General features: G+C 71.9%; 24 protein-coding genes. 7 read left to right on the forward strand and 17 right to left on the reverse strand.

Translation table 11 applies throughout. The features are described from left to right. Positions 1-179: 179 nt before the first annotated feature. On the forward strand, positions 180-779 hold the full coding sequence (locus tag GFH48_RS18255; protein ID WP_153289281.1) for a TetR/AcrR family transcriptional regulator: 600 nt from the start codon (positions 180-182) through the stop codon (positions 777-779). Positions 780-815: 36 nt separating this feature from the next. On the opposite strand, the gene GFH48_RS18260 is transcribed toward GFH48_RS18255, so the two are convergent. Continuing rightward, positions 816-1,463: a M23 family metallopeptidase gene (locus GFH48_RS18260; protein WP_153289282.1), complete on the reverse strand. Its 648-nt coding sequence runs from the start codon at positions 1,461-1,463 to the stop codon at positions 816-818. Positions 1,464-2,815: 1,352 nt separating this feature from the next. Continuing rightward, on the reverse strand, positions 2,816-5,341 hold the full coding sequence (locus GFH48_RS18265; protein ID WP_153289283.1) for an ATP-dependent Clp protease ATP-binding subunit: 2,526 nt from the start codon (positions 5,339-5,341) through the stop codon (positions 2,816-2,818). 430 nt (positions 5,342-5,771) lie between these two features. Here GFH48_RS18265 and GFH48_RS40130 point away from each other — a divergent pair, with 430 nt between their 5' ends. Next, on the forward strand, positions 5,772-6,542 hold the full coding sequence (locus GFH48_RS40130) for an SCO3374 family protein (protein ID WP_407698646.1): 771 nt from the start codon (positions 5,772-5,774) through the stop codon (positions 6,540-6,542). On the opposite strand, the gene GFH48_RS18285 is transcribed toward GFH48_RS40130, so the two are convergent. The 10 genes from GFH48_RS18285 to GFH48_RS18330 all read right to left on the reverse strand — a co-directional run bounded on the left by GFH48_RS18285 (position 6,521) and on the right by GFH48_RS18330 (position 14,793). After that, positions 6,521-6,856 carry a histone-like nucleoid-structuring protein Lsr2 gene (locus GFH48_RS18285; RefSeq protein ID WP_153289284.1) on the reverse strand — a complete coding sequence of 112 codons (336 nt, stop codon included), beginning with the start codon at positions 6,854-6,856 and terminating at the stop codon, positions 6,521-6,523. The two genes, GFH48_RS40130 and GFH48_RS18285, sit on opposite strands and share 22 nt — an antisense overlap. Positions 6,857-7,083: 227 nt before the next feature. Then, positions 7,084-7,641 (reverse strand): amino-acid N-acetyltransferase, encoded by a 558-nt coding sequence (locus GFH48_RS18290; protein ID WP_153289285.1) that lies wholly within the window; start codon positions 7,639-7,641, stop codon positions 7,084-7,086. A gap of 9 nt (positions 7,642-7,650) precedes the next feature. Next, complete coding sequence (locus tag GFH48_RS18295; protein ID WP_153289286.1) at positions 7,651-8,175, reverse strand: BlaI/MecI/CopY family transcriptional regulator; 525 nt, start codon at positions 8,173-8,175, stop codon at positions 7,651-7,653. Between the two features lie 98 nt (positions 8,176-8,273). Then, complete coding sequence (locus GFH48_RS18300) at positions 8,274-8,453, reverse strand: hypothetical protein (RefSeq protein ID WP_153289287.1); 180 nt, start codon at positions 8,451-8,453, stop codon at positions 8,274-8,276. A 13-nt stretch (positions 8,454-8,466) separates the two neighbouring features. Continuing rightward, positions 8,467-9,090 (reverse strand): hypothetical protein, encoded by a 624-nt coding sequence (locus tag GFH48_RS18305; protein WP_153292981.1) that lies wholly within the window; start codon positions 9,088-9,090, stop codon positions 8,467-8,469. A gap of 157 nt (positions 9,091-9,247) precedes the next feature. Next, complete coding sequence (locus tag GFH48_RS18310; protein ID WP_054237503.1) at positions 9,248-10,045, reverse strand: type III pantothenate kinase; 798 nt, start codon at positions 10,043-10,045, stop codon at positions 9,248-9,250. A gap of 5 nt (positions 10,046-10,050) precedes the next feature. Beyond that, on the reverse strand, positions 10,051-11,067 hold the full coding sequence (gene nadC / locus GFH48_RS18315; protein WP_153292982.1) for a carboxylating nicotinate-nucleotide diphosphorylase: 1,017 nt from the start codon (positions 11,065-11,067) through the stop codon (positions 10,051-10,053). 5 nt (positions 11,068-11,072) lie between these two features. Beyond that, entirely contained in the window at positions 11,073-12,878 is a 1,806-nt protein-coding gene (locus GFH48_RS18320) for an L-aspartate oxidase (protein ID WP_153289288.1), read from the reverse strand. Further along, positions 12,875-13,864, reverse strand: a complete 990-nt coding sequence (gene panC, locus GFH48_RS18325) for a pantoate--beta-alanine ligase (RefSeq protein WP_153289289.1) — start codon at positions 13,862-13,864, stop codon at positions 12,875-12,877. The genes GFH48_RS18320 and panC overlap by 4 nt, the downstream gene beginning before the upstream one ends. Next, entirely contained in the window at positions 13,861-14,793 is a 933-nt protein-coding gene (locus GFH48_RS18330; protein WP_153289290.1) for a Rossmann-like and DUF2520 domain-containing protein, read from the reverse strand. The genes panC and GFH48_RS18330 overlap by 4 nt, the downstream gene beginning before the upstream one ends. Positions 14,794-14,966: 173 nt before the next feature. Between GFH48_RS18330 and GFH48_RS18335 the strand changes: the two genes are divergently transcribed. Then, positions 14,967-16,175 carry a threonine aldolase family protein gene (locus GFH48_RS18335; RefSeq protein WP_153289291.1) on the forward strand — a complete coding sequence of 403 codons (1,209 nt, stop codon included), beginning with the start codon at positions 14,967-14,969 and terminating at the stop codon, positions 16,173-16,175. Positions 16,176-16,253: 78 nt separating this feature from the next. Here GFH48_RS18335 and GFH48_RS18340 read toward each other — a convergent pair whose 3' ends face one another. Then, entirely contained in the window at positions 16,254-16,469 is a 216-nt protein-coding gene (locus tag GFH48_RS18340; protein WP_153289292.1) for a hypothetical protein, read from the reverse strand. Positions 16,470-16,639: 170 nt separating this feature from the next. On the opposite strand from GFH48_RS18340, the gene GFH48_RS18345 reads away from it, so the two are divergent. Then, a complete protein-coding gene (locus GFH48_RS18345; protein ID WP_153289293.1) occupies positions 16,640-17,746 on the forward strand; it encodes a DUF5937 family protein in 1,107 nt (368 codons plus the stop codon). Positions 17,747-17,806: 60 nt separating this feature from the next. Here the strand turns inward: GFH48_RS18345 and GFH48_RS18350 are convergent, their stop codons facing one another. Both GFH48_RS18350 and GFH48_RS18355 read right to left on the reverse strand, forming a co-directional pair. Further along, positions 17,807-18,478, reverse strand: a complete 672-nt coding sequence (locus GFH48_RS18350; protein ID WP_153289294.1) for a response regulator transcription factor — start codon at positions 18,476-18,478, stop codon at positions 17,807-17,809. 59 nt (positions 18,479-18,537) lie between these two features. Beyond that, positions 18,538-19,743 carry a sensor histidine kinase gene (locus GFH48_RS18355; protein ID WP_153289295.1) on the reverse strand — a complete coding sequence of 402 codons (1,206 nt, stop codon included), beginning with the start codon at positions 19,741-19,743 and terminating at the stop codon, positions 18,538-18,540. A gap of 119 nt (positions 19,744-19,862) precedes the next feature. Here GFH48_RS18355 and GFH48_RS18360 point away from each other — a divergent pair, with 119 nt between their 5' ends. Beyond that, positions 19,863-20,903 carry an SAM-dependent methyltransferase gene (locus tag GFH48_RS18360; protein ID WP_153289296.1) on the forward strand — a complete coding sequence of 347 codons (1,041 nt, stop codon included), beginning with the start codon at positions 19,863-19,865 and terminating at the stop codon, positions 20,901-20,903. On the opposite strand, the gene GFH48_RS18365 is transcribed toward GFH48_RS18360, so the two are convergent. After that, positions 20,868-22,019, reverse strand: a complete 1,152-nt coding sequence (locus GFH48_RS18365) for an NADH-quinone oxidoreductase subunit D (protein ID WP_153289297.1) — start codon at positions 22,017-22,019, stop codon at positions 20,868-20,870. The genes GFH48_RS18360 and GFH48_RS18365 overlap by 36 nt on opposite strands. A 31-nt stretch (positions 22,020-22,050) precedes the next feature. On the opposite strand from GFH48_RS18365, the gene GFH48_RS18370 reads away from it, so the two are divergent. Further along, on the forward strand, positions 22,051-22,554 hold the full coding sequence (locus tag GFH48_RS18370; RefSeq protein WP_153289298.1) for a PH domain-containing protein: 504 nt from the start codon (positions 22,051-22,053) through the stop codon (positions 22,552-22,554). Continuing rightward, a complete protein-coding gene (locus GFH48_RS18375) occupies positions 22,551-23,885 on the forward strand; it encodes a PH domain-containing protein (RefSeq protein WP_153289299.1) in 1,335 nt (444 codons plus the stop codon). The genes GFH48_RS18370 and GFH48_RS18375 overlap by 4 nt, the downstream gene beginning before the upstream one ends. A 339-nt stretch (positions 23,886-24,224) precedes the next feature. On the opposite strand, the gene GFH48_RS18380 is transcribed toward GFH48_RS18375, so the two are convergent. Next, positions 24,225-25,931: a coiled-coil domain-containing protein gene (locus GFH48_RS18380; protein WP_194280611.1), complete on the reverse strand. Its 1,707-nt coding sequence runs from the start codon at positions 25,929-25,931 to the stop codon at positions 24,225-24,227. Positions 25,932-26,115 lie beyond the last annotated feature (184 nt).

Raw genomic sequence — 26,115 nt, forward strand, 5'->3', positions numbered from 1 at the left:
CGCTGGATGCCCACTGGTGTCGGGGCGACTGCCCCTGCTCTTCCGCTTACTTGCCGACCGGCAAGTTGACTACACTGAGGGAAAGTAGTCCCGTAACTAGCCGGGCGTCAAGTAAGTTTTCCTGGATTTGCCAGTCGCCCGGCGACACGTACGGTTCGAGGAGCACGAGGAGTACGAGGATGGGCGGCGACACCGTGGACGGCATCAAGCGACAGCGTCGCGGGGACACCCGCCAGCGCATCCAGGACGTGGCCCTGGAGCTCTTCTCCGAGCACGGCTACGAGAAGACCTCACTGCGCGAGATCGCCGAGCACCTGGATGTCACCAAGGCGGCGCTGTACTACCACTTCAAGACCAAGGAAGACATCCTCAAGAGCCTCTTCCAGGACCTGTCCAAGCCCATGGACGAGCTGATCGAGTGGGGACGGCACCAGCCGCGCACGCTGGCGACGAAGCAGGAGATCCTGCACCGCTACAGCAACGCGCTGGCGGACGCGGCCCCCCTCTTCCGCTTCATGCAGGAGAACCAGGCCGCCGTCCGTGAGCTGCGCACCGGCGAGGACTTCAAGGACCGCATGATCCGCATGATCGACCTGCTCAAGGAGCCGGACGCGGACCTGACGAACCAGGTCCGCTGCATCAGCGCGCTGTTCTCGATGCATGCCGGGATGTTCATGCTGAAGGACGTCGAAGGCGACCCCGAGGAGAAGCGCAAGGCCATCCTGGAGGTCGCCGTCGATCTGGTGACGCAGGCGCACAGCGGTCCCGCCGCTCCGTGAACCCTCACGCCTTCGAAGTCACACCCGGGGTGCTGCTCAGACCTTCACACCCTTGGAGTGCAGGAAGGCGACCGGGTCGATGGCCGAACCGTAGTTCGGGGTCGTACGGATCTCGAAGTGCAGGTGCGGCCCGCTGGAGTTCCCGGTGTTGCCCGAGAGCGCTATGTGCTGGCCGGTGGTGACGACCTGGCCTATGCGCACGTCGATCCGGGACAGGTGGGCGTACTGGGAGTACGTGCCGTTGCCGTGCTTGATGACGATGGCGTTGCCGTACGCGGGGCCGTCACCGGCGCCGTTGCCGCCGGCCTTGACCACGGTGCCGCCGTGCGCGGCGGATACGTCGGTGCCCAGCGGAACCGCGAAGTCCTGACCGGAGTGCTTGTGGGCCCACATGCCGCCGGCCTGGTTGAAGGTGGCGGACAGGGTGTACTTCTTCACCGGGTCGATCCACGAGGCGGCCTTCTTGACCGTGGCGTGCTCAGCCTTCGCCGCGGCCTTGGCCTGGGCGGCGGCCTGGGTCTGCAGAACACTGGCCGTCGTGCTGGTCGCGGCGCTGTCCAGGGTGCTGGCGGACGCGATCCCGGCACCCAGTACGGCCGTGGCGCCCACCGAGGCGGCGAGGACGGCCGTCCGGCTGCGGAGCAGGGACGTGCGGGACTGACGGGACGTGACACGCTTCGACATCTGAACCTCATGGAGACGGGGACGGGGGGCTTGAACCCGACCGGAGCGAGGTCGCTGCCGGAGGGGGCCATCCCTTGGTAACCCGGACCCCGGCGAATCCCCAAAGCCCCCTTCTACGACGCTAGGTCGTACTTGACCCCGAAACGACCGACTCCTTGACAGAAGCTACGTCGTGCACCGATTCGTCCGTTTTTTCTGTAAGAAGTTGGGTTTAACCCCACTTCCGGCCCGCCGCAGCACGGGTGGAGCGGCCTGCCGCCACACCCCCACCTCCGCCCTCCGGACCCCCGTGCGGGCGTGACGTGAAAAGTACGATTTGCACCTCTAGGTCCCCCTACTAATAGCCCTAGTACGGGATAAATCGCCTGTGCGTCATGTCACCGCGGGGACGCCTGCGGGACCCCGTCAGGCCTCTCCGGCGCACCCCGCCACGAGGTGAATCCGACCCTCCGGACGAGGGCCCCTCGGGGACGCGGAGGGACGGAGAGCGACGGAGAGCGACGGACCTGACCCGCGGGCGGCCCCTGCGTACGACGAGACCCCGCACGGCCCCGCGACGCGCGAAGGCCGCGTTCGGGACCCGCGCAGCGGGCTGCGCGCGTACGGCCCGGCAGCGGGCGCCTGCCTTCGCCCGTACCTGCGGGCCCGCAGGCCCGCAGGCCCGCAGGCCCGCAGGCCCGCAGGCCCGCACCAGTCTGTGCCCGCACGGGCCTGCGGGTACGGGCCCGCATGTACCGGCGCGCATGTACAGGCCTGCGCCTACCGGCCCGCGCGTGCCGGCCTGCCCGCTTACGGACCTGGCAGGCGGGCGCCCGCCTGCGGCAAGGGCCCCGTACGCGGGCCTGCGCACGTACGGGCCCGCGCAGGGGCCCCTGGGTGCCGCCGGGGCCCACAGGGGCCCTGCGTACCGCGCCTGCCGTCGATGTCGGCTGTCGCGCCGGCCCTCGGACCCTCGTGGCGGCCCGGTCAGGGCCGTACGGCCCGTGTCGTACGGGCCTTGCCTCCGGCTCCGGCTCAGGCGTCGACTCCTTCCGCAGCTCCGGCCTCGGCCTCGGCTCCGGCTCCGTCCGCGACTCCGGCCCCGGCTCCGGCTCTGATCGCGCCTCCGGCTCCGGTCGCGACCTCGTCTGGGGGCCGGCGGTCTCGTCGCGGCTCCGTCTGCGGCTGTGCGAGGCCCGTACGCAGGCCGGCGCCACAGGTGGCCCCGCCCTCCGGGTGCCGCCGAGCCCGGCGACGGCTCTGTGCGCCGGTCCGCCCTGCCCGTGTGCCGCCGTGGGCGACGGGAAAAGGGGCTGCCCCGGGACCGAAGTCCCGGGGCAGCCCCTTTTGTGTCCTGCGGCGAACCCGGAGGGCTACGCCTCCTTGCTCAGGTTGGGACCGGCCCCACCCGCGGCCTGCTCGATCGGCGGGACGTCGGGCAGCGCCGACTTCTCCTCGCCCCGGAAGGTGAAGGTCACGGTGTCACCCTCGCCCTCCGTGTCGACGACCACGATGTGACCGGGACGCAGCTCGCCGAAGAGGATCTTCTCCGAGAGCGTGTCCTCGATCTCGCGCTGGATCGTGCGACGCAGCGGCCGCGCGCCCAGGACGGGGTCGTAACCCTTCTTGGACAGCAGCTCCTTGGCGGACTGGGAGAGCTCGATGCCCATGTCCCGGTCCTTGAGTCGCTCGTCCACCTTGCCGACCATCAGGTCGACGATCTTGAGGATGTCGTCCTGCGTCAGCTGCGGGAAGACGACCACGTCGTCGACACGGTTGAGGAACTCGGGACGGAAGTGCTGCTTGAGCTCGTCCGACACCTTGTTCTTCATGCGCTCGTAGTTGGACTTCGTGTCACCCGTGGCCGCGAAGCCCAGGTTGAAGCCCTTCGAGATGTCCCTGGTGCCGAGGTTGGTCGTCATGATGATGACCGTGTTCTTGAAGTCCACGACCCGGCCCTGGGAGTCGGTCAGACGACCGTCCTCCAGGATCTGCAGCAGCGAGTTGAAGATGTCCGGGTGGGCCTTCTCGACCTCGTCGAAGAGGACGACCGAGAACGGCTTGCGGCGCACCTTCTCCGTCAGCTGGCCGCCCTCCTCGTAGCCCACGTAACCGGGGGGCGAACCGAAGAGACGCGACACCGTGTGCTTCTCGCTGAACTCCGACATGTCGAGGGAGATCAGGGCGTCCTCGTCACCGAAGAGGAACTCGGCGAGGGCCTTGGACAGTTCGGTCTTACCGACGCCGGACGGGCCCGCGAAGATGAACGAACCACCGGGACGCTTCGGGTCCTTCAGACCGGCCCGGGTACGACGGATCGCCTTCGAGAGCGCCTTGACGGCGTCCTTCTGACCGATGACCCGCTTGTGGAGCTCGTCCTCCATGCGCAGCAGGCGGCTCGACTCCTCCTCGGTCAGCTTGAAGACCGGGATGCCCGTGGCGGTCGCGAGGACCTCGGCGATCAGCTCGCCGTCGACCTCGGCCACGACGTCCATGTCGCCGGCCTTCCACTCCTTCTCCCGCTTGGTCTTCGCCGCCAGCAGCTGCTTCTCCTTGTCGCGGAGAGAGGCCGCCTTCTCGAAGTCCTGGGAGTCGATGGCCGACTCCTTGTCGCGGCGGACGCCCGCGATCTTCTCGTCGAACTCGCGGAGGTCCGGCGGCGCGGTCATCCGGCGGATGCGCATCCGGGAGCCCGCCTCGTCGATGAGGTCGATCGCCTTGTCCGGCAGGAAGCGGTCCGAGATGTACCGGTCGGCCAGCGTGGCGGCCTGGACCAGTGCCTCGTCGGTGATGGAGACGCGGTGGTGCGCCTCGTAACGGTCGCGCAGGCCCTTGAGGATCTCGATCGTGTGGGGGAGGGAAGGCTCCGCCACCTGGATCGGCTGGAAGCGGCGCTCGAGGGCCGCGTCCTTCTCGAGGTGCTTGCGGTACTCGTCCAGAGTGGTCGCACCGATGGTCTGGAGCTCACCGCGGGCCAGCATCGGCTTCAGGATCGAGGCCGCGTCGATGGCGCCCTCGGCGGCACCCGCACCGACCAGCGTGTGGAGCTCGTCGATGAACAGGATGATGTCGCCGCGGGTGCGGATCTCCTTGAGGACCTTCTTCAGGCGCTCCTCGAAGTCACCGCGGTAGCGGGAGCCGGCGACCAGCGCGCCGAGGTCCAGGGTGTAGAGGTGCTTGTCCTTGAGGGTCTCGGGCACCTCGCCCTTGACGATGGCCTGCGCCAGGCCCTCGACGACGGCGGTCTTGCCGACGCCGGGCTCACCGATGAGGACCGGGTTGTTCTTGGTCCTGCGGGAGAGCACCTGCATGACCCGCTCGATCTCCTTCTCGCGCCCGATGACCGGGTCGAGCTTGGACTCACGAGCGGCCTGGGTGAGGTTCCGGCCGAACTGGTCGAGGACCAGGGACGTGGAGGGGGTGCCCTCGGCAGGACCGCCGGCGGTGGCGGTCTCCTTGCCCTGGTAACCGGAGAGCAGCTGGATGACCTGCTGCCGCACCCGGTTGAGATCGGCGCCCAGCTTGACCAGGACCTGGGCGGCGACGCCCTCGCCCTCACGGATCAGGCCGAGCAGGATGTGCTCCGTGCCGATGTAGTTGTGGCCCAGCTGAAGGGCCTCGCGGAGCGAGAGCTCCAGGACCTTCTTGGCACGGGGGGTGAAGGGGATGTGCCCGGACGGGGCCTGCTGCCCCTGCCCGATGATCTCCTCCACCTGCTGGCGGACCGCCTCGAGCGAAATCCCGAGGCTCTCCAGGGCCTTAGCGGCGACACCCTCACCCTCGTGGATCAGGCCCAGGAGGATGTGCTCGGTGCCGATGTAGTTGTGGTTGAGCATCCGGGCTTCTTCCTGAGCCAGGACGACAACCCGCCGCGCGCGGTCGGTGAACCTCTCGAACATCGTTAATCGCTCCTCAGAGCGGTCAGGCAGTAAGGGGACGCTCCCCTCCCTGTCCTTCCGCAGCTTAGTCCCGCAAGCGGGGACCGCTCATTCCAACTGCCGACACCGTCCTTGGCCTCCTGACCCCGAACGCCGACATCTGCTCCAACCTGATGGTGCGAGACGATGTTCCCGCAGGCCAGGCAGATACCCTCATGTGCTGTACGCCGATGGCGAACGTGAGGTGCCCAGGCTCTGCGTGTCGCCCCTCCCACTAGGGATGTCTTACCCGTACGCACTGACACTCCATGCGGCGCGCACAGGTTCCCTCCGCTATGGGCGAACATCTTTGCGCCGCCGATCGTCCCCGCGCGCCCCCTTGTTCGACACTCTGCGCTCATCATGAAACACCCAGCGTAACTCTGGAGCCCTTCCGACGGTTGCTCCTGTCATGGTTCCCACTGTCCCCCTTCCTCGCCGCCCGCTCGACCCGAGCGGCCGGACGCGGCAGTGGTACGAGAACGAACTGGGCTGGACGACCGTGCCCGGCTCACCGGTGCGGCTGGCCACCGGCATGCGCTTCGACGTGCTGGAAGTCCCCGCGGAGGCGGGTTTCGCGGGGCTGCGGCACCTAAGTCCGGCGTCTCCGGTGGCACTGCACAGAAACCTGCCGGAACGGCGGGGTGATTCCGGTGTTCCCGGTGATCCGGGTGGTCTCGGTGATCCGGGGGATTCCGGAGCGCGCGAGCCGGCTTTCCCGGCGCCGCACGGAGATTCCGGGGATTTCCGGGATTCCGGGGTCCGCCCAGGGGATTCACCGTCCCGGCGCGGGTGCCGGGACGTCCGGCGCGGGGCACGGATGCGGCTGCTGGTGGCCGAGGGGAGCGCGGAGGAACTGCCGGGGCTGCTCGACTGGCTGGAGTGGGGCGCCCTCGCGCTGGATCTCACGGCGATCGGGGCGGGCGGGAGCATCGGGGCTCCGCTGCCGCCCGGGGTGCCCGAAGGGCCGCTGCACGCAGGCGGGTCCGGTCCGCAGGGGGCCGCCGTCTGGCTGCGGCCCCCTGAGCCGGGGTGCGAGGTGGAACCCTCGCTGCCGACCCTGTCGGCCATGGGGGGCGGTGGGGGCGCCCCCGATCTCGTACGACTCGTGGAGACGATGGCGACTGAGTGCCACCGCATCCGGTTGCGGCGCGCGTGCGCTCAGCCGTTGGCCTTCTCGTAGTCCTCGCGAATTTGCGCGGGAACGCGGCCACGGTCGTTGACCTCGTAACCGTTCTCCTTCGCCCACGCGCGGATCTGCGCGGTGTCCTGGCTGCCACCGGAAGCGACGCGCGCCTTTCCGCGGCCACCCGAAGCGCGGCCACCGGTACGACGCCCACCCTTCACGTAGGCGTCGAGAAGACCACGCAGCTTGTCCGCATTGGCGGTCGTGAGGTCGATCTCGTAGGTCTTGCCGTCCAACGCGAACGTCACCGTCTCGTCCGCCTCGCCACCGTCGAGGTCGTCGACAAGAAGGACCTGAACCTTCTGTGCCACCGGATTTCCTTTCATCGATAACGTGAGGGCCGAGGGTCTGCGGCGTGGGCCGCCGTTTCGCGTCCCCTGTTATATGCAGTACTGCAGTACGTCGGAAAGCAAACCGCTTTTGCTGGAAAAACACAAACCCCTGGGGGAGACTCGGGGGCCACTGGAAGACCGGAAACGTGCGCGTTTCGGACATAGGGAACGCGGGCAAGGCGGTCCGGCGGAATAGTGGCCGGCGATCACAGATGCAGAAGCATCCGGCTGTTGCCCAAGGTGTTCGGTTTCACTCGTTCGAGACCGAGGAACTCCGCGACGCCCTCGTCATAGGAACGCAGCAGCTCGGCGTACACATCGGTGTCGACCGGCGTCTCACCGATCTCCACGAAGCCGTGCTTCGCGAAGAAGTCCACTTCGAAGGTGAGACAGAAAACGCGGCGAACGCCGAGCCAGCGGGCGGTGTGCAGCAACTTCTCCAGCAACTGATGACCGACGCCGGCGCCCTTGACCGTGGGGTTCACCGCGAGAGTGCGGACTTCCGCGAGGTCTTCCCACATCACGTGCAGCGCACCGCAGCCGACGACCTCGGCGTTGTCGTCACGTTCGGCGACCCAGAACTCCTGGATGTCCTCGTAAAGCGTGACCGTGGCTTTGTCGAGCAGGATGCGCCGTCGGACGTTCGCGTCGAGGAGGCGGCGAACGGCCGGGACATCGCCGGTCCTGGCCCGCCGGACGGTGATGGCTTTTGCGGTGTCCCCGGGATGCGGTGCGGGCCGCCGCGCTGGATGCTCTGCTGGCATGAGCGGACGCTATCGCCCGGTGGCGTCACGGTCCGAGGCGGGGCCCTCGCCGCCCTGCTTCTCACCCGCGTTCCCGGTCGCGTTCCCGGCCGACTTCTCGCCGGGCTTCTCGTCGCCCTTCTCCTCCGAAGCTTCCGGAGGTGCCGGTGTTTCGGCATCGGGCGGGTCTTCTTCGGGCCGCTGCACGATACGCATGGCGTCGCGCAGCGCATGGCGCTGTTCCTCGCTCATCATGCCGAAGAAGGCGACGAGAGCGGCGGCGGGGTTGTCACTCTGGGACCACGCGTCGTTCATGAGGGCCGCGGAGTAGGCGGCACGCGTGGAGACCGCCTCATATCGATAGGCCCGGCCTTCCGCCTCGCGGCGCACCCAGCCCTTCTGATGGAGATTGTCCAAAACGGTCATCACCGTGGTGTACGCGATGGACCGTTCCTGCTGAAGGTCTTCCAGGACTTCTCGAACGGTCACCGGGCGGTTCCACTTCCACACCCGTGTCATGACCGAGTCTTCGAGTTCTCCCAATGGGCGAGGCACAGCTCAGAACAATAGTGGGAGATCAGCAACAAAAAGGGCGTACGACTCGAAAAACGTATGAGTCGTACGCCGATGAGCGCCTTGAAGGGGCCGGGCGCTCAGGCCTCGGAGTCCCGGGAAACCTGACGGGCGCCGTCCGCGCGCGCGAGCGCGGCGTCGACGACCGCGTCCTCCTTGGACTTGTTGGCACCGCCCTGGGTCTTGACGATCGTCACGATCAACCCGATGAAGAACACGGCCATCACTACGGGGGGCACGAGCGCGGAGAGATAGTCCATGCCTCCAGAGTAGCTAGCCCGCCGCGAGCTGCTGAGGGGGGTTCACCGGTGGCGGCACCGGTTTGCGCCGGGGCGGGAAGACCTCGCCCGGGGTGGGGATCGGACGGTCCGGGCGCGGGCTCCTTCCCGGGGGGTTCGCCTTCGGATCGGCGCCGGGCCGGTCCGCCGGCTTCCGGACGGGTTCGCCGGGGCCCGCGGCGCGTGCCAGACCTCCGGGGAGGGCCGTCAGCCGGGTGCGGGACGCCGGGACCGTGGGAGTGGCCGTACGGACCGCCAGCCGGGCGCGGACGTCCCGTTCGGCGAGGTCACAGCAGCGTTCCAGGAGGGCGGCCGCGGCGGGGTTGCCGCGCAGGGCGCGCAGGGCGGCGAGATCGTCCGGATTCGGCCGGTAGCCGGTGGCCAGGGTTTCTTCCAGGAGTACGAGGTAGCCGGCGGCCGTACCGGGCAGCGCGGCCCGGTAGCGGGAGAGGTCGGCCAGCAGGAACGCCCGGAGCCTGGCTCCCTCGCGGGCGGCCTCGTCGACGGATTCGGCGAGCCGGAGGCAGTCCTGGACGTCTTCGGCCGAAGCGGGAGCGGGATGGAGGGCGAGGGCGAGAGCGCGACGGAGCACACGCAGCTCCTGGGCACCGAACGCCATGCCGCCGCGGGATCCGTAGGGCGTGGGCATGCCGTGACGATACGCGCTAATCAGACAAAATCCGCATATCCGTCTCGCGTGTCCTCGCCCCCGCCGCCCTTAGCCTCCCCCAAGCCGAGAGCTTGGGGGAGGCTAAGGGCGGCGGGGGCGAGAACCGTCAGGTACGGGACACGTTCCGCTCGTACACCAGGCGCAGTCCGATCAACGTGAGCCACGGCTCGTGCTCGTCGATGACGGAGGACTCCCCCAGGACCATCGGCGCCAGCCCCCCGGTCGCGATGACGGTGACATCGTCGGGATCCTCCGCGAGCTCCCGCACCATCCGGTTGACGACCCCGTCCACCTGTCCCGCGAACCCGTAGATGATGCCGGACTGCATCGCCTCGACGGTGTTCTTGCCGATGACCGCCCGCGGCCGGGCCACCTCGATCTTGCGCAGCTGGGCCCCCTTGACCCCGAGCGCGTCGACGGAGATCTCGATGCCGGGCGCGATGACACCGCCCACGTACTCACCCCGCGCGCTCACCGCGTCGAACGTGGTCGCCGTGCCGAAGTCGACGACGATCGCCGGCCCCCCGTAGAGCTCGACGGCCGCGACCGAGTTGATGATGCGGTCCGCGCCGACCTCCTTCGGGTTGTCGGTGAGGATCGGCACGCCCGTCTTCACGCCGGGCTCGACCAGGACGGCCGGCACGTCGCCGTAGTAGCGGCGGGTCACCTCGCGCAGCTCGTGCAGGACGGACGGGACGGTGGCGCAGATCGCGATGCCGTCGATGCCGTCACCGAGCTCCTCGCCGAGCAGCGGGTGCATGCCCATCAGTCCCTGGAGGAGCACGGCGAGTTCGTCGGCGGTGCGGCGGGCGTCCGTGGAGATGCGCCAGTGTTCGACGATCTCCTCGCCGTCGAAGAGGCCGAGGACCGTGTGGGTGTTGCCGACGTCGATGGTGAGGAGCATGGGTCCTACTCCGCCTCGTCCGTGGAAACCTCGTCCGTCGACGCGTCGCGCAGGTCCAGGCCGATGTCCAGGATCGGCGAGGAGTGGGTCAGGGCGCCCACCGCGAGGAAGTCCACGCCCGTCCTGGCGTACTCCTCGGCGTTGCCGAGGGTGAGCCGTCCCGAGGCCTCCAGGAGCGCGCGGCCGGCGACCAGGGCGACCGCCTCCTTGCACTCGGCGGGCGTGAAGTTGTCGAGGAGGATCAGGTCGGCGCCCGCGTCCACGACCGCGCGCAGCTGGCCCAGCGTGTCCACCTCGACCTCGATGGCGACCTCGGGGAAGGCATCGCGGACGGCCGTGAAGGCCTGGGCCACGCCGCCCGCGGCGACCACGTGGTTGTCCTTGACCAGCGCGGCGTCCGAGAGCGACATGCGGTGGTTGACGCCGCCGCCGCAGCGCACCGCGTACTTCTCCAGGGAGCGCAGGCCCGGGGTCGTCTTGCGGGTGTCGCGCACCCGCGTGCCGGTGCCCTCCAGCGCGTCGGCCCACGCGCGCGTGGCGGTCGCGATGCCGGACAGACGGCACAGCAGGTTCAGTGCGCTGCGCTCGGCCGTGAGGAGGTCGCGGGTGCGGGTGGTGACGCTGAGGAGCTTCTGTCCCGCCTCGACGAGGTCGCCGTCCTCGACGTGCCGCTCCACCTCGAACTCGTCGGTGCAGACCACGGAGACGACGGCCTCGGCGACCCGCAGGCCCGCGACGACGCCCGCGTCACGGGCGGTGAAGTCCGCGGTGGAGACGGCGTCCTCGGGAATGGTCGCGACGGTCGTCACGTCCACGCCGTTGTCGAGGTCCTCCTGGATGGCGACGTTCGCGATGTCCTCGACCTCCAGCGGGTCGAGACCGGCGTCGGCGAGGAGCTGGGCGAGGGCGGGATCGAGGCCGCACTCCATGTACGTCTCGTCGCCGTCGATGTCGGTGCCGCCACAGCCGCAGCCGTCGCCGCAGCCGCCGCTCTGGACGAGGGGAAGGTCGGGGGTGCTCACTTCGGTCACTGCTCCTGGTCGCGGGGCTTGTGCTGGGGCATGGGGGTCTCCCCTGCTCGGGCGGGGCCGTCGGCTCGGGGGAGGGTCGGGGGGAAGTCTGCTGTGTCGGTGGTGTGCACCGCGAGCGTGCGGTCGGGATTCAGCCGTACGACGATGTGCCGCCGCCAGCCCTGGTCGTCGCGGTCGGCGTGGTCCTCGCGCCAGTGGCAGCCGCGGGTCTCCTCGCGCAGGCGGGCGGCGGCGACCAGGACCCTCGCCACGCACAGGAGGTTGGTGGCCTCCCAGGTGTCGACGCCGGGCTCGGAGGTCTTGCCGTTCTCGTCGAGGGCGTCACGGGCGTCCGTGTGCAGCCGCTGGATGCGGTCGGCCGCCTGGGCCAGGGTCTCGGCCGAGCGCAGGACGCCCGCGCCGTCCGTCATGATCCGCTGGATGGCGAACCGGGCCTCCGGCGCGAGCAGCGGGTGCGCGGGCTTGTCGGGGTGCGGGACCGGCTCGGGCACGCGCGTGTGGAGGCCGTCCCGGGTGCCGCTGTGCGCGATGTCGGCCGCGATGCGCTCGGCGTAGACCAGGCCCTCCAGGAGGGAGTTGGAGGCGAGCCGGTTGGCGCCGTGCACGCCGGTGCAGGCGACCTCGCCGCAGGCGTACAGGCCGGGCACCGTGGTGCGGCCCCGGGCGTCGGTGCGGACGCCGCCGGAGGCGTAGTGGGCGGCCGGTGCGACCGGGATCGGCTCGGTCACCGGGTCGATGCCGTGGGCGCGGCAGGCGGCCAGGATGGTCGGGAAGCGGTGCTCCCACATGTCGGCGCCGAAGTGCCGGGCGTCGAGGTACATGTGCTCGGCGCCCTGTTCCTGCATGCGGCGCATGATGCCCTTGGCGACGATGTCCCGGGGCGCCAGCTCGGCCAGTTCGTGCCGGCCGAGCATGAAGCGCACGCCGTCCGCGTCGACCAGGTGGGCGCCCTCGCCGCGTACCGCCTCCGAGACCAGTGGCTGCTGGCCCTCCGCGTCCGGGCCGAGGAACAGCACGGTCGGGTGGAACTGGACGAATTCGAGGTCGGAGACCTCGGCGCCCGCGCGCAGCGCGAGGGCCACGCCGTCGCCCGTGGAGACCGAGGGATTGGTGGTCGCGGAGAAGACCTGGCCCATGCCACCGGTGGCGAGGACCACGGCGGGGGCGTGCACGGCTCCCACGCCGTCGTGCTGGCCCTCTCCCATGACGTGCAGGGTCACACCCGCGGTACGGCCGTCCGCGTCCGTCAGGAGGTCCAGGACGAGCGCGTTCTCCACCGTGCGCAGGCCACGCGCGCGTACCGCCTCGACGAGTGCCCGGGAGATCTCGGCGCCCGTGGCGTCGCCGCCCGCGTGCGCGATGCGGCGCCGGTGGTGGCCGCCCTCGCGGGTGAGTTCCAGGTCGCCCTCGGAGGACTCGTCGAAGTGCGCTCCGGTCGCGATGAGGCGGCGTACGGCGTCGGGGCCCTCGGTGACGAGGATGCGTACCGCGTCCTCGTCGCAGAGTCCCGCGCCCGCCACCAGGGTGTCGTCGAGGTGCTGCTCGGGGGTGTCGCCCTCGCCGAGGGCCGCGGCGATGCCGCCCTGGGCCCAGCGGGTGGAGCCGTCGTCCAGGCGGGCCTTGGTGACGACGACGGTCGTCAGGCCGGCGGCCTCGCAGCGCAGGGCGGCGGTGAGGCCGGCCACGCCGGAACCGACGACCACCACGTCGGCGGTCAGGGCCCAGCCGGGGGCGGGCGCGTGCAGTCGTATGCCGGTACCTGTGCCTTTACCGGTACCTGTGCCTTTGCCTTTGCCGGTCACGAGGCGGCTCCGAAGGTGAGGGGGATGTTGTCGATCAGGCGGGTCGTGCCGACCCGGGCGGCGACGGCGAGGACCGCCTCGCCGGTGAAGTCGTCCTGGATCTCGGTGAAGTCGGAGGGGTCGACCAGTGCCAGGTAGTCCAGGGCGAGCGGCGGCCGGAGGCGGGCGGCCTCGTCCAGGATCAGGCGGGCCGCCGCGCGGACACCGGAGGGGCCGCTGGGGGCCGCCTTGGCCACGGCGTGCGCGTCGGCGGCGGCGCGGGACTCGCCGATCGCGCTGAGCGCCTCGGCTCGCGCGCGCGTGGCGGGCACTTCGCGGGCCCGCGCGCGCAGGGCCTCCTGGGCGGCGTGCCGGTCGCGGCCGGCGAACAGCGCCTGGGAGAGGGCGAGGGCGGTACGCCGTTCCTCGGGCGCCAGGAAGCGGTTGCGGCTGGAGAGGGCGAGTCCGTCCTCCTCGCGCACCGTGGGTACGCCGACGATCTCCATGCCGAAGTTCAGGTCGCGGACCATGCGGCGGATCAGGGCGAGCTGCTGGGCGTCCTTCTGCCCGAACAGTGCCGTGTCGGGCCGGGTGAGGTGCAGCAGCTTGGCGACGACGGTGAGCATGCCGTCGAAGTGACCGGGGCGCACGGCGCCCTCGAGTCGCTCGCCCATGGGGCCGGCGGAGAGCCGGACCTGGGGTTCGCCGCCCGGGTAGACCTCGTCCACGGAAGGGGCGAACACGGCGTCCGCGCCCGCCTGCTCGGCGATCTTGACGTCGGAGTCGAGGGTGCGCGGGTAGCGGTCGAGGTCCTCGCCCGCGCCGAACTGGAGCGGGTTCACGAAGACGGTGACGACGACGTCGCCCCCCGGACCCGCGATCTCGCGGGCCGTCCGGATCAGCGCGGCGTGGCCCTCGTGCAGGGCCCCCATGGTCATGACCACGGCCCGGCGGTCGCCGCGCCCGCGCGCGTGCAGGTCGCCTGAGGTGCGCAGCAGGTCGGTCATCGGTCGCTCCCGTCGTCGGGCAGGGCCGCGCCGTCGGCGAGTACCCCGAGGAGGTCCTCGGCGAGCTCCGGCTTCAGCAGGCCGTGGGCGAGAGCGCGGTCGGCGGTCGCGCGGGCCATCGCGAGATAGCCGGCGACGGTCTGCGGGGCGTGTTTGCGCAACTCGGCGACGTGGGCCGCGACCGTGCCCGCGTCCCCGCGCGCGACGGGCCCGGTGAGGGCCGCGTCGCCGGATCTGAGGGCGTTGTCGAGGGCGGCGCCGAGCAGCGGGCCGAGCATCCGGTCGGGTGCCTCGACTCCCGCGGCGCGCAGCAGGTCCATGGACTCGGCGACGAGGGTGACCAGGTGGTTGGCGCCGAGCGCGAGGGCCGCGTGGTACAGCGGCCGGGACTCCTCGGAGATCCACTCGGGCTCGCCGCCCATCTCGATCACGAGGGCCTCGGCGGCCAGGCGCAGCTCCTCGGGCGCGGTGACGCCGAAGGAGCATCCGGCGAGCCGCTGCACGTCCACGGGGGTGCCGGTGAAGGTCATCGCGGGGTGCAGCGCGAGCGGCAGGGCGCCGGCCCTGAGCGCCGGGTCGAGCACCCGCGCGCCGTACCGCCCGGAGGTGTGCACGAGCAGTTGGCCGGGCCGGACGGCGCCGGTCTCGGCGAGTCCTTCGACGAGACCGGGCAGGGTGTCGTCCGGGACGGTCAGCAGGACCAGGTCGGAGCGCTCCAGGACCTGCGCCGGGGACATCAGCGGCACATCGGGCAGAAGCAGCGCGGCACGCCTCCTGGAGGCGTCCGAGACCCCGGACACGGCCACCGGGCGGTGTCCGGCGAGCTGGAGGGCCGCGGCGAGGGCGGGGCCGACGCGGCCCGCGCCGACGACGCCGACGCCGAGGCGGGCGGGTCGGTCCTTGGGTTCTGGCTGGCTGGATGCACTCACTCGACGGCGGCCTTCCGTTCCAGTCCGCTCGGGGTACCGGACGATTTCTCGTCATGTTAACGCGATTGGTTCGGGCGCCGTTCAGGTTGTCCACAGGCTGTGGGTTTCCGCAGGTCACGAGGGGTGGGCAAATCGGGGTGCCGGGACACGGCGGCGCACGGCATCATCCGGGGATGAGCGATTCGGCGGAGCGGGGCCGGGAACAGACCGCGGAGCGGGACACGGACGGGACGGCCGGGCCGGGCCCGGAGGAGACGGCGGAGCGGAAACGGGAGCGGCGAAGTGCCGCGTGGCGGGCGGCCGAGCGGGTGCTGTGGCGGCCCGGTCACCAGCAGACGGTGCGTTCGCGGCTGGCCTGGCTGAACGACGGGGCCGAAAGCGTGTACGACCTCGACCGGCCGGTGGACATGTACGGCGACCGGCTCGTGGAGACCCTGGAGGAGCGGGTCGCCGGACTGCTCGGCAAGGAGGCGGCCGCCTTCTTCCCCACCGGGACCATGGCCCAGCAGGTCGCCCTGCGCTGCTGGGCGGGCCGTACCGGCGACGCGACCGTCGCGATGCACGCGCTCGGCCACCCGGAGGTGCATGAGCGGCATGCGTTCAGCAGCGTCAGCGGCCTGCGCCCGGTCCGGGTGACGGACGAACCGCGGCTGCCGACCGCCGAGGAGATCCGGGACTTCGAGGAGCCGTTCGGGTCACTGCTGCTCGAACTGCCCCTCAGGGACGCCGGTTTCGTACTGCCCTCCTGGGAGGAGCTCGTGGCGGTCACGGAGGCGGCGCGCGAGCGGGACGCCGTCGTGCACTTCGACGGGGCCCGGCTGTGGGAGTGCACCCCGCGTCTCGGCCGTCCCCTGGACGAGATCGCGGGCCTCGCGGACAGCGTCTACGTGTCGTTCTACAAGTCGCTCGACGGCCTCGGCGGGGCGGCGGTCGCGGGCCCGCGGACGCTGATCGACGAGGCGAAGGCCTGGCGGCACCGGTACGGCGGCATGGTCTTCCAGCAGTTCCCGACCGTTCTGGCGGCCCTGATCGGCCTGGACCGGGAACTGCCGCGGCTGCCCGCGTACGTGGCCCACGCGCGCGTGGTCGCCGCCGCCCTGCGCGAGGGGTTCGCCGAGGCCGGGGTGGCGTGGGCGCGCGTCCACCCCGAGGAGCCGCACACCCATCAGTTCCAGGTCTGGCTGCCGTACGACGCCGAGGTGCTCACGGACGCGGCGATGCTCCAGACCGAGGAGACGGGGACCGGTCTCTTCGCGCGCTGGAGCCGTGGCGGCCCGGGGCTGGCGCTCACCGAGGTGACCGTGGCGGCCCCGGGCCTGGAGTGGACGGCCGGGGACGTGAAGGCGGCCGTCGCGGACTTCGTGGCGCGGCTGCCCGGCTGAGGCCCCCCGGGCCCGCTGAGGCCCCGCCGGGCCCGCTGAGGTCTTGGCCGGCCCGCCGGGGGCGCCCGGGACCGTGGGTCAGCGGCCGGCCCACGGCCGTCCGCGCAGCCACCGGCCCAGGGCCTCCCGTGTCCGGCCGCGGGCCGGACGGCCCGCCAGGACCGCGCGCAAGCGCCGGTGGTCGCGCAGCTCGCGGGCGACCCGCCAGTCGTTCCGTCCGGGCGCCGGAGGAACGGGTTCACCGTGCTGACGGGCCCGGTGGGTGTCGAGGAGGTACTGCTGGGTGACGCTCATGACGGATCGCCTCTCGGGACGGATCGGGTACGGACGGGGATCCGTGGGCCCCGCGCGGTCCGCCCCGGTTCTGTCCCCAGCCTGCGCCCGTGCCCGGCGTACGTCGTCCCGATTGACGGCCGCCGTCAATCGGCGGCGGCGTTGTCGGTGGCGGGGTGCACCATGAGGTCATGAGCGTGCGTATCGATGTCACCGGGCTGCGGCCGGAGCGGATCGCCGTCGTGCCCTCGCCGCTGGCCGAGCTCGGGATGGCGCTGCACGCGCTGTCCGAGCCGGGGCACCACCCAGGGCTCCAGGGCTGGGCGACCGGCGTGACCCCCCGGCTGGACCCGCACCTCGCCGACCGGATGTGCGAGGCCGACTTCCTGTGGCGGACGACCTTCTCCGACCTGTTCCTGCCGTACGCGGGCATCCCCGGCCGGAGCGCGCTCCCGGGTGCCACGCTCGCCGAGGAGCTGGACCAGCTGGACAAGCTGACGGACGAGCAGTTCGTGGACGCGGCGCTGGAGTTCACCTGCGCGCTGCCGTACGAGGGGCCGGGACCCGACACGCTCTCCGACCCGGCGCTCCAGCACCGCGCCCTGGAGCTGGCCGCCGCGCGCGGACCCCAGCAGGTCCGGTTCAGCAGACGCCTGCTGGACGATCCCCCGCAGATCCGGGCGTGGCTGCGGCAGTTCCTGGAGGACTGCGACGAGGCGTTCTTCGCGGAGACCTGGTCCCGGCTGCGCCACCAGCTCGCGGCGGACGCCCGGCACAAGACGGACCTCCTGCGGCACAAGGGCCTGGCCGAGGCCGTGGCCTCGGTCTCCCCGGCGATGGCGCTCGACGAGAGCACCCGGACGATCACCGTCGACAAGCTGGGCCAGGGCCGGACGTCCACCGGGGACGGCGGACTCCTCCTGGTGCCGACGAGTCTCGGCTGGCCGCACCTGATGGTGCTGCACCGGTACGGCTGGCAGCCGGTGCTGCACTACCCGGTCGGCTCCCCCGAGCTGTCCGCCCCGTCCTCCCTGGAGCAGCTGACGCTGCGGATGACCGCCCTGTCGCACCCGGTCAGGATGCGGATCTGCCGGAGTCTGGCCCGCAGCGCGTTCACCACGGGCGAGCTGGCCCAGGTGAACGGGATGACGGCGCCCGAGATATCCCGGCACCTGGGTGTGCTCAAGAAGGCGGGCCTGATCACCACGCGCCGCCGTGGCCGGTACGTGCTGCACCAGCTGGACGTGACGGTCGTGGCCCGGCTCGGCAGCGACTTCCTGGAGGGCATCCTGCGCTGAGCCGCGCCCCGCGGCCCCGGCGGGACCGCGGGAGGCCGGGCCCGCCCGGCCCGCCTCCGATCAGCGGTGCCCGCCCGCCCGTACGATCCCCGTCTCGTAGGCGAGGACCACCACCTGCACCCGGTCCCGCAGCCCCAGCTTCGTCAGGATGCGTCCCACGTGGGTCTTCACGGTCGCCTCGGAGAGCACGAGGCGGGCCGCGATCTCCCCGTTCGACAGGCCCTGCGCGACGAGGATCATCACCTCGCGCTCGCGGTCGGTGAGCCGCTCAAGCCCCTTGTGCTGGGGGTCCTTGCCGGCGTTGGGCAGCATCGGCGCGAAGCGGTCGAGCAGGCGCCGGGTGGTGGACGGGGCGACCACCGCGTCGCCGCTGTGCACGGAGCGGATCGCGGTGAGCAGCTCGCCGGGCGGCACGTCCTTGAGCATGAAGCCGGAGGCGCCCGCCTTCAGCCCGGAGAAGGCGTACTCGTCGAGGTCGAAGGTGGTGAGGATCAGCACCTTCGGGGGGTTCGGCTCCGAGCAGACGCGGCGCGTGGTCTCCACCCCGTCCAGTTTCGGCATCCGGACGTCCATCAGCACCACGTCGACGGCCGTCGCCCGCAGCACCTGGAGAGCCTCGACACCGTCGCCCGCCTCGGCCACGACCTCCATGTCCGGCTGGGCGTCGAGCACCATCCGGAAACCGGTGCGCAGCAGCACCTGGTCGTCGACGAGCATCACGCGGATCGCCATCGGGGTCCCTTCACTTGCTTACGGATCACACGTGCGTACGGACCGCACGTGTACAGGTGTCAGTGCGCGGGCTTGAGCGGCAGCAGGGCACTGATGCGGAAGCCTCCACCGGGCCGCGGTCCCGCGTCCAGGGTGCCGCCGACCATGCCGACGCGCTCGCGCATCCCGATCAGGCCGTGCCCCTGCCCGTCGGCGCCCCCCTCCTCGTACAGCTCGTGGGGCGCGCCCTTGCCGTCGTCCTCGACGAGCAGGCCGAGGCCGTCGTCGAAGTAGACCAGGCGCACGCTCGCACCGGTGTTCGGGCCCCCGTGCTTGCGCGTGTTGGTGAGCGCCTCCTGCACGATGCGGTACGCCGTGAGCTCCACGCCGCTGGGCAGGGGGCGCGGTGTCCCCTCGACCTTGAAGTCGACGGGCAGCCCCGAGGTGCGGCACTGCTCGATGAGGTCGTCGAGCTGCTCCACGTCGGGCTGCGGCACGTACTCGCCGACCTCCTGGTGTTCGCCGGTGCGCAGCACGCCGAGCAGGCGGCGCATCTCGGCGAGCGCCTGGCGACCGGTCCCGGAGATGGTCTCCAGTGCCTTCCTCGCCTGCTCGGGGGCTGCGTCCATGACGTAGGCGGCGCCGTCGGCCTGGACCACCATCACCGAGACGTTGTGCGCGACCACGTCGTGCAGCTCGCGGGCGATCCGGGCGCGCTCGGCGGCGACGGCGACCTTGGCCTGCGCCTCGCGCTCCTTCTCCAGCCGGGCGGCGCGCTCCTCCAGCTGGGCGAGGTAGGCACGGCGGGTGCGGATGGAGTCGCCGAGCACCCAGGCGAGCGCGAACGGCACCGTCTGGAAGGCCGCTATCAGGACGTTGCCCAGCGAGCTGGAGTCGGTCTGGGGCCAGCGGATCTGCGAGAGGGTCGCCGCGCACAGGCCGCCGATCAGCGCGAAGCGGGAGGCCCAGCGGGCGCCGTCCGCCGCGACGGTGTAGATGATCACCAGCATCGCGAAGTCGGCGGGCACCACCTCGACGTCCAGGATCAGCTGGGCGAGACCCATCGCGGCCGCCACGACCAGCATCTTCTCGGGCATACGGCGGCGCAGCGCCACGACCACGCTCAGGACCAGGGCGATCGGGAGGGCCGTCGCGAGCGACCCGTGGTGGTGCGCAGCGCCGTTGACATTGGTGAGGCTCACGGCGGAGATCCCGAGCAGGACGACGGCCCAGAAGCCGTCGACCCACGTCGGGTGTCTGCGGAGAAAGTCATAAAGGCGCTGCACGTAGCCCAGAGTAGGGAAGCGTGCAGTGTGCAGGGGTCAACCGGAGGGCCGATCCGCGAGCGGTCCCCGTACTCCCCAAGGTGGAGGCTCTCCCCGTTCCCGGCACTTAGCCTGGCCCGGTGAGGCATGAGACGGCGGGCGTGTGGCGGGGCTGGCGCGAGGCGACACAGGAGGCTCTGTACGGCCCGTCGGGCTTCTACCGGGGGCCCGGGGGACCCGCGGGCCACTTCCGTACGTCGGTGCACGCGTCCCCGCTCTTCGCGGCGGCCGTGGCCCGGCTGCTGTGCCGGGTCGACGAGGCACTCGGCCGTCCCGCCGTGCTCGACTTCGTCGACATGGCGGCCGGTCACGGCGAACTGGCGGCGGGTGTCCTCGACGCGCTCCCCGCCGGCGTGGCCTCCCGCGCGCGCGGGTACGCCGTCGAACACGCCGGGCGACCCGCCGGCCTCGACCCCCGGATCCAGTGGCTCCCGGAGCCCCCGCGCGGGATCACCGGGCTGCTCTTCGCCAACGAGTGGCTGGACAACGTGCCGGTGGACGTGGCGGAGGTGGACGCCGAGGGCGTACGACGGCTGGTCCTCGTACGGGCCGGGGACGGGGCCGAACGTCTCGGGGAGCCCGTCACCGGGGCCCGGGAGCGGTGGCTGCGGGCGTGGTGGCCGGCGTCCGGCGAGGGGTCCCGCGCCGAGATCGGGCTCTCCAGGGACACGGCCTGGGCCGGGGCCGTGGCCACCCTCGACCGCGGTCTGGCCGTCGCCGCCGACTACGCCCACCTCGCCGCCGCCCGGCCGCCCTTCGGAACGCTCACCGGCTTCAGGCAGGGCCGGGAGACGCGGGCGGTGCCCGACGGGTCGTGCGACATCACGGCACACGTCGCCCTCGACGCGTGCGTGCTGCCCGGGGGACATGTGGTGACCCAGCGGGCCGCGCTGCGCGCGCTGGGCGTGAACGGCGCCCGACCGGCGCTCGCGCTGGCTTCGAGCGATCCTGCCGCGTACGTACGCGCCCTCGCGGGCGCGGGCGAGGCCGCCGAGCTCACCGCGCCCGACGGCCTGGGCGGCTTCGGCTGGCTGCTGCAGCCGGTGGGAGTGGACCGGCCCGGCAGGCACACCCTGTTCGACGGCCTACTTGTCGATGTCGCCGACCACGAAGAACAGTGATCCCAGGATCGCCACCATGTCCGCGACCAGCGTGCCGGGCAGCAGCTCGGTCAGCGCCTGGATGTTGTTGTACGAGGCCGAGCGCAGCTTCAGCCGGTACGGGGTCTTCTCGCCCTTGCTGACCAGGTAGTAGCCGTTGATCCCCAGGGGGTTCTCGGTCCAGGCGTACGTGTGGCCCTCGGGCGCCTTGAGGACCTTGGGGAGACGCTGGTTGACCGGTCCGGGCGGCAGCCCGGCCAGCCGGTCGAGACAGGCGTCCGCGAGGTCGAGCGCGTTGTGCGTCTGCTCCAGGAGGCACTCGAAGCGGGCCAGGCAGTCACCCTCCCGCCGCGTGACGACCTTCAGGGTGTCCTGGAGCTCGCCGTACGCCAGATACGGCTCGTCGCGGCGCAGGTCGAAGTCGACCCCCGAGGCACGCGCGATCGGCCCGCTCACGCCGTACGCGTGCACGGCCTCCGGGGTGAGGACGCCCACGTCGCGCGTGCGCCCCCGGAAGATCTCGTTGCCGAGCACCAGGTCGTCGTACACGCCCATCCGCGACCGCAGGGCGGTGACGGCGCCGCGCGCGCGAGTGGTCCATCCGGCGGGGAGGTCCTCCTTGAGGCCCCCGACCCGGTTGAACATGTAGTGCATGCGCCCGCCGGAGATCTCCTCCATCACGTGCTGGAGCTCCTCGCGCTCCGTGAACGCGTAGAAGATCGGCGTGATCCCGCCCAGCTCCAGAGGGTAGGAGCCCAGGAACATCAGATGGTTCAGGACGCGGTTGAGCTCCGCCAGCAGCGTGCGCAGCCACACCGCGCGCTCGGGGACCTCCATGCCGAGCATCCGCTCCACGGCGAGCACCACGCCCAGCTCGTTCGAGAACGCCGAGAGCCAGTCGTGGCGGTTGGCGAGCATGACGATCTGGCGGTAGTCGCGCGCCTCGAACAGTTTCTCCGCGCCGCGGTGCATATAGCCGATCACCGGCTCCGCGTGCTGGATCCGTTCGCCGTCGAGCACGAGCCGCAGCCGCAGCACGCCGTGCGTCGACGGATGCTGGGGCCCGATGTTGAGCACCATGTCGGTGCTTTCCGCGGCGCCGCCGATACCGATGGTGGTCTCCGTCTTGGGAGTCATGCACACAGTCTGGCGTACGTACCCTTGCGGCATGGAAAAGCGGAGCACGGAAGCCGCGCCCGACACCGCCGCGGAGCCGGTCTGGACCGGGCTCCCGCCGGGCCTGCTGCGAATGCGCCGGCTGTTGCTGGTGGTGTGGCTGGGGCTGCTGACGATCGCCGTCGCCCTCCTGCCGGGGCTGCTCGCGGGGCCGGTCTGGGCGCTGTTCGCCCTGCTGCCGCTCGCCCTGACGGCGTGGGGATGGCGGATGCTGGGGCGCAACTGGCGCTCCTGGCGGTACGCCGAGCGCGCGGACGACCTGCTGATCAGCCGGGGGGTGCTGTTCCGCGAGGAGACCGTGGTCCCCTACGGCCGGATGCAGCTGGTCGAGGTGACCTCCGGTCCGGTGGAGCGGCACTTCGGGCTCGCGAGCGTGCAGCTGCACACGGCCGCCGCCGCGACCGACGCCCGCATCCCGGGTCTGGACCCGGCCGAGGCCGAGCGGCTGCGCGACCGGCTGACCGAGCTGGGCGAGGCCCGATCGGCGGGACTGTGACGACGCCGGAGCCCGGCCCCCAGGACGCCGCACGGGAGGAGAAACCGCTGGTCGAGCGGCGGCTGCACCCCGTGACGCCGTTCCGGCGGGCCTGGGCGCCCGTCGCCGTGACAGCCGGATGGGCCGTGCACGACCCCGATCAGGCGCAGGAACAGCTGGCCCGGCTGACGACGACGGCGCTGCTCGTCTCGCTCGCCGTGATCGTCCCGGCGGCAGCCCTCTACGGGTTCCTCAGCTGGTGGTTCACGCACTTCGCGGTGACCGAGACGGAACTGCGCATCCGCACCGGCCTGTTCTTCCGGCGCACCGCGCACATCCGGCTCGACCGCCTCCAGGCCGTCGACGTCACCCAGCCGCTGCTGGCCCGGGTGGCGGGCGTCACCAAACTCAAACTCGATGTCGTCGGCACGCACAAGAAGGACGAGCTCGCCTTCCTCGGCGAGGACGACGCCCGCGCCCTGCGCGCCGAACTCCTCGCCCGCGCGGCCGGTTTCGCCCCCGAGACGGCGCACGAGGTCGGCGAGGCGCCGGTACGACGGCTGCTGCACGTCCCGGCGGGCGTCCTCGCCGTCTCCCTGGTCCTCACCGGCGCCACCTGGGGCTCCCTGGCCGCGGCGCTCGTCGTACCGCCCGTGCTCTGGTTCGCCACCCACAGCGTGTGGTCGGTCCTCGCGACCGGGGTGCCGCTGCTCGGCGCCGCGGGCGCGAGCAGCGTGGGCCGGTTCGTCGGCGAGTACGACTGGACGGTGGGCGCCTCCCCCGACGGGCTCCGCATCGACCACGGCCTGCTCGACCGCACGCACGAGACGGTGCCGCCGGGGCGCGTGCAGACCGTACGGATCATCGAACCGCTGCTGTGGCGGCGGCGCGGCTGGGTACGGGTCGAGCTGGACGTGGCGGGGTCGTCGAACTCCGTCCTCGTGCCGGTCGCCCCGCGCGAGGTCGCCGAGGCGGTGATCGCGGGCGTGCTGCCGGGAGTGACGGTGCCGTCGGCCCTGTCCCGGCCGTCGCGCCGGGCCGGGTGGTGCGTGCCGTTCTGGTGGCGGGGGTACGGACTCACCGTCACCGACACCGTGTTCGCCACCCGCCACGGCCTGCTGCGCCGCAGTCTCTCCCTGGTGCCGCACGCGAAGGTGCAGAGCGTACGGCTGACGCAGGGGCCCTGGAAACGCCTCCACGGCCTCGCCGACGTCCATGTGGACACCGGGGCCGGCAAGACGGTCACGGCGCGGCTGCGCGGCGCCCCGGAGGCCGCGGAGCTTCTTCAGGCGCAGGCGGACCGGTCACGGACGGGGCGGCGGGAGGCCCGGCCGGACCGGTGGATGGCATGACGTGGAGGGCCCGTTGCGGAGGGTCTGAACAGGGAGGCCCGACCCGGAAGGTCTGACCTGGAATGCCTGACGCGCGGGCCCTGGGCCGGGCGACGTGACGCGCGGGCCCTGGCCCGGGGGCCTGATACGGAGGGCCCGACCTGCGCGCTGGTGCGAAGGCCTGCCGGGGAGGCCTGACGGGGGCAGGCTCCTGGGAGGCCTGGTGGGGCAGGCTCGCGGGGAGGGGCTGACGGCGCTCGCGGGGCGGGGCAGACGGCGAGAGGGCAGTGGCTCGGTGCCACTGCCCTCTCGTACACGGTCCCGCGCCGCCCCTGACGTCCCGGGCGGCGGGAGGCGCGGTCAGGAAACCGCGCTCCGCAGCACGCCCACGTCGATGTGCTCGGTCTCGTCGTGCGCCGTCAGGTCGATGACCTGCCCGACCCCGCGGGACCCCTCGTCGACGGGCTTGAAACCGGCCTCGGCCTCGGCCTTGTGCAGGGCGAGCGCCTCCTGGCCGACCACGTCGGCCAGATCCTCGTTCTGCACGGACTCCATCGCTTCGGACGACCCCTGCTGCGTACCGAAGAAGTCGAACCCGCCCTCGACGGACGGACGCCTCGCGGGCGCGGTCGGTACGACGGCCACCGCGGTCGGCACGGTGAAGTGCCCGGCGGGACGCATCGGCTTGGCGGGCTTCACCGGCTGCGTGGGGTGGGCCGTCTCCCCGGCCGGCGACGACGGCTTCGCGTGAGCGGCGGAGCGGGCGGGCGCGGGAATCCGGGTGGCCGTGGCCGCGGTGTCCGTGCGCTCGTGCTCGTCGGCCGCCTCCGCCGCCTCGAACGCGGTGGCCGTCGGTGTCCGGTCCGTCTTCCGCCCGGCTCCGTCCGCTGACGGGGCGGCCTCGGTGGCGTCGGCTCGCGCGGACTGCTTGTCCGAGGGGCCCGGAGGGGTCGTGGGGTTCGCCGCGGTGTCTCGCGCGGACACGTCCGCCGGTGCGTCGCCGGGCTCGGCACCCGAGGAGGCCCCGGAGTCGTCGTCCTCCGGCACGGACTCGGCCTCGGGGTCGGGGTCCGGCTCGGGGTCGGCGTCCGCGGTCGGTACGGCGTCGGCGTCCGCGTCACCGTGAGCGGAGCCGCCGTCCGCGTCGCCCTGAGCGGCGCCGCCGGCCTCGTCACCATCGGCGGTGGAGGCGGCGTCCGAGGCGGAAGCGGTGTCCGTGCCGGCGTCAGTGTCTGTGTCGGGGTCTGTGTCGGGGTCGGCAGCCGTGTCCGGGACCTCGGCCTCCGCGGTACCGCCCGCGATCCGGCTGAGCGCCGCGTCGGCCCGCAGGAAGAGTGACGAACCGGCCGGGGAGAACGCCTCGGGAGCCTCGGACGCGTCCGCCGCCCCGGCCTCCGGCTCCTCGCCCGCCTCCTTGTCCGCCGCCGCTTCCGCGTCCGTGCCGTCGCTCGCTTCCGCGTCCGTCTCCTCGCCCGCGTCGGCGTCCGTCTCCTCGCCCGCGTCGGCCACGTCCCCGGGCGTGCGCGCCGGGTCGACCGCTTCGGTGGTCTCCGGCTCCTCGGCGTCCACCGTCAGCCCCGGCTCCCCGGCGGCGGGCAGCTCGCGAACGGGAGCCGCCTCTATCTCGAGCAGTCGCCGGCCCTCCAGCGCGCTCGCCCGCTCGGTCTCCGCCGTGGCGTACCGGCGCAGCAGCGCGGCGTGCTCGTTGCGCAGGCCCGCCAGCTCCGCGCGCTTGGCCCGCAGGTTGTGTTCGAGCTTGGTGCGCAGCTCGCGCGACTCGTCGAGGTCCGTCTCCAGTTCGGCGACGCGCTCCTCGTGACGCCACTCGTCGCTCGCACGCGCGCGCGTGAGGTCCGCGACCCGCTTGCCCGCCGCCGTGTCCCAGCTGCGCATGACGACGCCGCCGACGACAGCGGTCACCGCGGCGGCCGCCGCCAGCATGCGGAGCACACCTGGCTCCGTGAACAGCCAGGGCCCCACGGCGCAGACGAGCGAGACGCCCGCGATCGCCGAGGGAGGCAGCAGCCTGTGCAGAGGCGGGGAATGGCGGTGACGTCCACGTGGCATGGCCAGAAACTTACCGCGCGTAGGCGAATCGTGGAGCCCCGCCCGGTAAAAACACAGCCACCCCGAAACCTTCGCGGCATCCCGGCAGTCCCAAAGGCGACCACTCGCCCCCAAAGGTCCACCGCACGCCCCGTACGCCCGCGAGCGCCCCTGGTTGTTGATCAGCTCCTTCGGCCTGATCCAT

The sequence above is a fragment of the Streptomyces fagopyri genome, from assembly GCF_009498275.1.
Lineage (GTDB): Bacteria > Actinomycetota > Actinomycetes > Streptomycetales > Streptomycetaceae > Streptomyces > Streptomyces fagopyri.